The 5,324-nt window shown below is 68.8% G+C and carries 4 protein-coding genes; 2 read left to right on the top strand and 2 right to left on the bottom strand.

Annotated elements, in window-relative coordinates; translation table 11 throughout:
- Window positions 1-57 precede the first annotated feature (57 nt).
- Window positions 58-1,521 carry a peptidoglycan D,D-transpeptidase FtsI family protein gene (locus CCS38_RS14565; protein ID WP_223733683.1) on the top strand — a complete coding sequence of 488 codons (1,464 nt, stop codon included), beginning with the start codon at window positions 58-60 and terminating at the stop codon, window positions 1,519-1,521.
- Window positions 1,522-1,666: 145 nt separating this feature from the next.
- Window positions 1,667-3,640 carry a Stk1 family PASTA domain-containing Ser/Thr kinase gene (gene pknB / locus CCS38_RS14560; RefSeq protein ID WP_223733682.1) on the top strand — a complete coding sequence of 658 codons (1,974 nt, stop codon included), beginning with the start codon at window positions 1,667-1,669 and terminating at the stop codon, window positions 3,638-3,640.
- A gap of 72 nt (window positions 3,641-3,712) precedes the next feature.
- Here the strand turns inward: pknB and CCS38_RS14555 are convergent, their stop codons facing one another.
- Complete coding sequence (locus tag CCS38_RS14555; protein WP_372457076.1) at window positions 3,713-4,495, bottom strand: class E sortase; 783 nt, start codon at window positions 4,493-4,495, stop codon at window positions 3,713-3,715.
- A gap of 23 nt (window positions 4,496-4,518) precedes the next feature.
- On the bottom strand, window positions 4,519-5,324 hold an 806-nt coding region (locus CCS38_RS14550; protein ID WP_223733681.1), incomplete at its 5' end, for a class E sortase.

The raw sequence follows: 5,324 nt of genomic DNA, 5'->3' as shown, positions 1-5,324 counted from the left end.
CCCGGCCCCGGCCCCCGCTCCCTCCACCGACGCCGAGATGACCCAGGTGGTCCGACCGTGAACAAGCCCCTGCGCCGGGTCGCGATCTTCTGCGGCCTGCTCGTCCTCGCCCTGCTCATCCGCGTCAACTGGGTGCAGTTCGTCCAGGCCGACGAACTGAAGAACGATTCCCACAACCGCCGGGTGGCCATCGAGCGGTACAGCATCCCGCGCGGCAACATCATCGTCGGCGACAAGCCCGTGACCGGCTCGACCACCACGGACAGCGGCGACTTCAAGTACAAGCGGACCTACAAGGACGGCCCCATGTGGGCGCCGGTCACCGGGTACGCCTCGCAGGCGTTCGACGCGAACCAGCTGGAGAAGCTGTACGACCCGGTCCTCACCGGCACCGACGACAAGCTGTTCTTCAGCCGCACGGTGGACATGTTCACCGGTGAGAAGCAGCAGGGCGGTGACGTCGTCACGACCCTGAACGCCAAGGCCCAGAAGGCCGCCTTCGACGGGCTCGGCAAGCAGAAGGGCGCGGTCGCGGCCGTCAACCCGGAGACCGGCGCGATCCTGGCGCTGGCCTCCACCCCGTCCTACGACCCGTCCAGCTTCGCCGGGATGAGCGACAAGGACGCCAAGGCGTACATCGGGCTGCAGAAGAAGAACAACCCGGACGACCCGATGCTGAACCGGGCGCTGCGCCAGACCTACCCGCCCGGCTCCACGTTCAAGGTGGTCACCGCGGCCGCGGCGCTGGAGAACGGCCTGTACACGGACATCGACGCGAAGACCAACTCGCCGCTGCCCTGGACGCTGCCCGACACCCGCGTGCAGCTGAAGAACGAGGGCAACATCCCGTGCGAGAACGCCACCCTGCGCGAGGCGCTGCGCTGGTCCTGCAACACCGTCTTCGGCAAGATCAGCGCCGACCTCGGCAACAAGAAGATGATCGAGGAATCCGAGAAGTTCGGGTTCAACGATGAGCACTTCACGCCGGTCCGCGCCGACGCCAGCATCTACCCCGAGGACAACCGGCCGCAGAACGCCATGGCCGGCATCGGCCAGGCGTCCAACCGCGCCACGCCGCTGCAGATGGCCATGGTCGCCTCGGCCGTCGCCAACGGCGGCACGCTGATGAAGCCGTACATGGTCGACAAGCTGGTCGCGCCGAACCTCAACGTCATCCAGCAGCAGCAGCCGGAGAAGCTCAGCGAGCCGCTGAAGCCGGAGAACGCGCAGAAGCTGCAGGAGATGATGGAGACGGTCGTCAAGACCGGCACCGGCACGAACGCGCAGATCCCGGGCGTCACGGTCGGCGGCAAGACCGGTACGGCCCAGCACGGCGAGAACAACAAGGACAACCCGTACGCCTGGTTCATCTCCTACGCGAAGACCGACAAGGGCACCCCGGTGGCCGTCGCCGTGGTCATCGAAGGATCCGACGCGCTGCGCAGCGACATCGCCGGCGGCCGGCTCGCGGCCCCCGTCGCCAAGCGGGTCATGGAGGCGGTACTCGACGGCAACCAGTGACTGCGGTCACGGCCATACCGGTCGCATATCAGGTAGCGGCCGCGGCCGGGCCGCGTCAGGCGTGCCGGGTACGGTATGCCCGAACAGCACACCGCCGGACCACACACAGGTGCGGTCGGGATCAACGGAGAGGGCTGGAGTAGCTATGGAAGAGCCGCGTCGCCTCGGCGGCCGGTACGAGCTGGGCTCGGTGCTCGGCCGCGGCGGCATGGCCGAGGTCTACCTCGCCCATGACACCCGCCTGGGGCGCACCGTCGCTGTGAAGACGCTGCGCGTGGACCTCGCCCGCGATCCGTCGTTCCAGGCCCGGTTCCGCCGGGAGGCCCAGTCGGCCGCCTCGCTGAACCACCCGTCCATCGTCGCGGTCTACGACACCGGCGAGGACTACGTCGACGGCGTCTCGATCCCGTACATCGTGATGGAGTACGTCGACGGTTCGACGCTGCGTGAGCTGCTGCACTCCGGCCGCAAGCTGCTGCCCGAGCGCTCCCTGGAGATGACCATCGGTGTGCTCCAGGCCCTGGAGTACTCGCACCGGGCCGGCATCGTCCACCGGGACATCAAGCCGGCCAACGTCATGCTCACCCGCACCGGCCAGGTCAAGGTCATGGACTTCGGCATCGCCCGCGCGATGGGCGACGCCGGCATGACGATGACGCAGACCGCCGCGGTGATCGGTACCGCTCAGTACCTCTCCCCGGAGCAGGCCAAGGGCGAGACCGTCGACGCACGCTCCGACCTGTACTCCACGGGCTGTCTGCTGTACGAGCTGCTGACCGTGCGGCCGCCGTTCATCGGCGACTCGCCGGTCGCGGTCGCCTACCAGCACGTACGCGAGGAACCGCAGCCGCCGAGCAACTTCGACTCCGAGATCACGCCCGAGATGGACGCCATCGTCCTCAAGGCGCTGGTCAAGGACCCGGACTACCGCTATCAGTCGGCGGACGAGATGCGCGCCGACATCGAGGCGGCGCTGGACGGGCAGCCGGTCGCGGCCACCGCGGCGCTCGGCGCCGTCGGCTACGACCAGGACCAGCCCACCGCGTCGCTGCGCCCGCAGGACCCGGCGGGCGCCACGTCCATGCTGCCGCCGGTCAACCCCGACGACGGCGGTTACGGCTACGACGACCGTCCGGACCGGCGCCGCGGCCAGAAGAAGAACCACACCTCCACGATCCTGCTGATCCTGGCGGCGGTCCTGGTACTGATCGGCGCGATCTTCATCGGCAAGGCGATGTTCAGCGGCGGCAAGGCCGACGGCGACCTCGCCGTGCCCAGCCTGGTCGGCAAGACCCTCGACGAGGCCAAGGAAGCCGGCCGCAACGGCGACTTCGAGGTGGTCAGGGGCGGCAGCAAGACCTGCGACAACGTCAAGAAGGGCCAGGTCACCAAGCAGAACCCGAAGCCCCCGGCGACCATCGGCAAGGGCGACACGGTCACGGTCACGATGTGCACCGGGCCGGCCAAGGTGACCGTGCCGGACGTCCTGGGCTACACCTTCGACAAGGCCAAGTCGATCCTGGAGAACAAGGGCTTCACGGACGTCCAGCAGACGACGGAGCAGTCCGACCAGACCCCCGGCAAGGTCATCCGGCAGGACCCCGAGAGCCAGACCGAGGCCGTCAAGGACAAGACGATCACCCTGACCGTCGCGGCCGCCAAGCCGAAGACCTCGGTGCCCGACGTCACCAACAAGCCCTTCGACCAGGCGCAGAAGCAGCTCACCGACCTCGGCTTCGAGGTGGCCCGCACCGACCAGGAGTCCGACCAGCCGGCCGACACCGTGCTGTCGCAGGACCCGGCCGGCGGCAGCCAGGCCGAGAACGGCTCCACGATCACCCTGACCGTGGCCAAGGCAGCCGAGAAGGTCCAGGTCCCCGACCTGGCCAACCAGAAGCTCAAGGACGCCAAGAAGACCCTCACCGACATGGGTCTCGCGGTCGGCAACATCACCGGGCCGCAGGACGACAAGGCGACCGTCGTGGTCTCCGACCCGGTGGCCGGCACGGAGGTCGCCAAGAACACGCCCGTCAACCTCACCACGATGCCCGGCAACGAAGGCGGGGACGACGGCGGCTTCTTCGGCGGCGTCGGCGGCTGGGGACGCGACAGGTCCTGAGCCGGCGGCAGTCGGCACATGAAGAGGGCCCGGGGCATTGCGCCCCGGGCCCTCTTCATGTGCGGCTGTGCCCTAGCGGAGTTCCTTCGGCGGGGTGCGGTCCGCGTCCACCTTCTCGGTGCGGACCAGCTCGCCCCACACGATGTAGCGGTAGGTGGAGGTGTACACCGGCGTGCAGGTGGTGAGGGTGATGTAGCGGCCCGGCTTGCGCTTGCCGGACGCCTTGGGGGTCTTCTCCAGCACGCCGACGTCGTACTTGGAGGTCTGCGGCAGCGTCGCGAAGACCTTGTAGACGTACCAGGTGTCCTGCGACTCGTAGACGACCGCGTCGCCCTTCTTCAGCTTGTCGATGTTGTGGAACTTGGCGCCGTGCCCGTCCCGGTGCGCGGCGAGCGTGAAGTTCCCCGTCTTGTCCTGCGGCAGCGCCGACTTCACGGGGTCGGTGTAGTAACCGGCCACCCCGTCGTTGAGGACCTTGCTGCTGGTGCCCTTCTTGACCAGCACCTCGCCGTTCTTCATCGCCGGGACGTGCAGGAAGCCGATGCCGTCCTTGGTGTCCAGCTCCTTCTGCTCCGGGCTCTTGGACTTCGCCCAGTGCTGGCGCACCTGGTCACCCTGGTGATGCGCCGCGCGCTCGGCGAGGACGTTGGTCCACCACAGCGAGTAGGCGACGAAGAGGCCCATGACCACGCCTGCCGTGATCAGCAGCTCGCCGATGACGCTGATGACCGCGGCGATACGGCGCCGCGCCCGCCGCGGCGGTGCCGACGGCGGCGTGCTGGTGGTCACGGACGCCTCGGACGCCTCGGTGTCATCGACGCCGCGGGCGTCCGCGTCCTGTCCGGTGGCAGTCACCGCGTGGTACCCCCTGATGGTGCTCAGCTGACGAGCGCATCCGGCTTGCCCTTGCTCCGCGGCCGCTCCTCGACCATCTTGCCCCACACGATCATCCGGTAGGTACTGGTGAACTCCGGGGTGCACGTGGTCAGCGTGAGGTACCGGCCGGGCTCCGTGAAGCCGGAGCCCGGCGGGATCGGTCCGATCACCCCGATGTTGGAGGGCGAGGTCTGCGGGAGGATGCTCTCCATCTCGTACGTGTAGAAGCGGCTGCGGGTCTCGACGACGATCTTGTCGCCCTTCACCAGCCGGTTGATGTAGCGGAACGGCTCGCCGTGGGTGTTGCGGTGGCCCGCGACCGCGAAGTTCCCCGTCTTGTCCCAGGGCATCGCCGTCTTCAGCTTGCCCTCGCCGTAGTGGCCGACCATGCCGCGGTCCAGGACACCGTGCTTGCTGATGCCCTCGGCGATGGGGACCTTCACGTCGAGCTTCGGGATGTACATGATCGCGAAGCCCTGGCCGGGCGAGAACGCGCCTGCCGCGCGCTTGTCCGCGCCGTCCTTGTCCCACTCCTGCTGGAGGTTGCTGGCCGCGCCGCCCGCCTGGTTGTGGGCCAGGACGTTCGTCCACCACAGCTGGTAGGCGACGAACAGCAGCATCAGCACGCCGAGCGTGATGAACGCCTCGCCCGTGACCCGGCTGACGACGACCCCGACGCTCTCCTTGCGGGCGCGTGCGGCCCGTCGTGCGGCGACCCGCGAGGTCGGCGGGGACTCGGGGGCGGTCTCCGCGGCCTTGGCGGCGTGCGCGGCCGGAGCGGGGCGGCGGGCGCGTTTGCCGCCCCGCT

The organism is Streptomyces purpurogeneiscleroticus (assembly GCF_020024005.1).
Taxonomy (GTDB): domain Bacteria; phylum Actinomycetota; class Actinomycetes; order Streptomycetales; family Streptomycetaceae; genus Streptomyces; species Streptomyces purpurogeneiscleroticus.
This window is presented reverse-complemented; position numbering and strand designations above follow the sequence as displayed.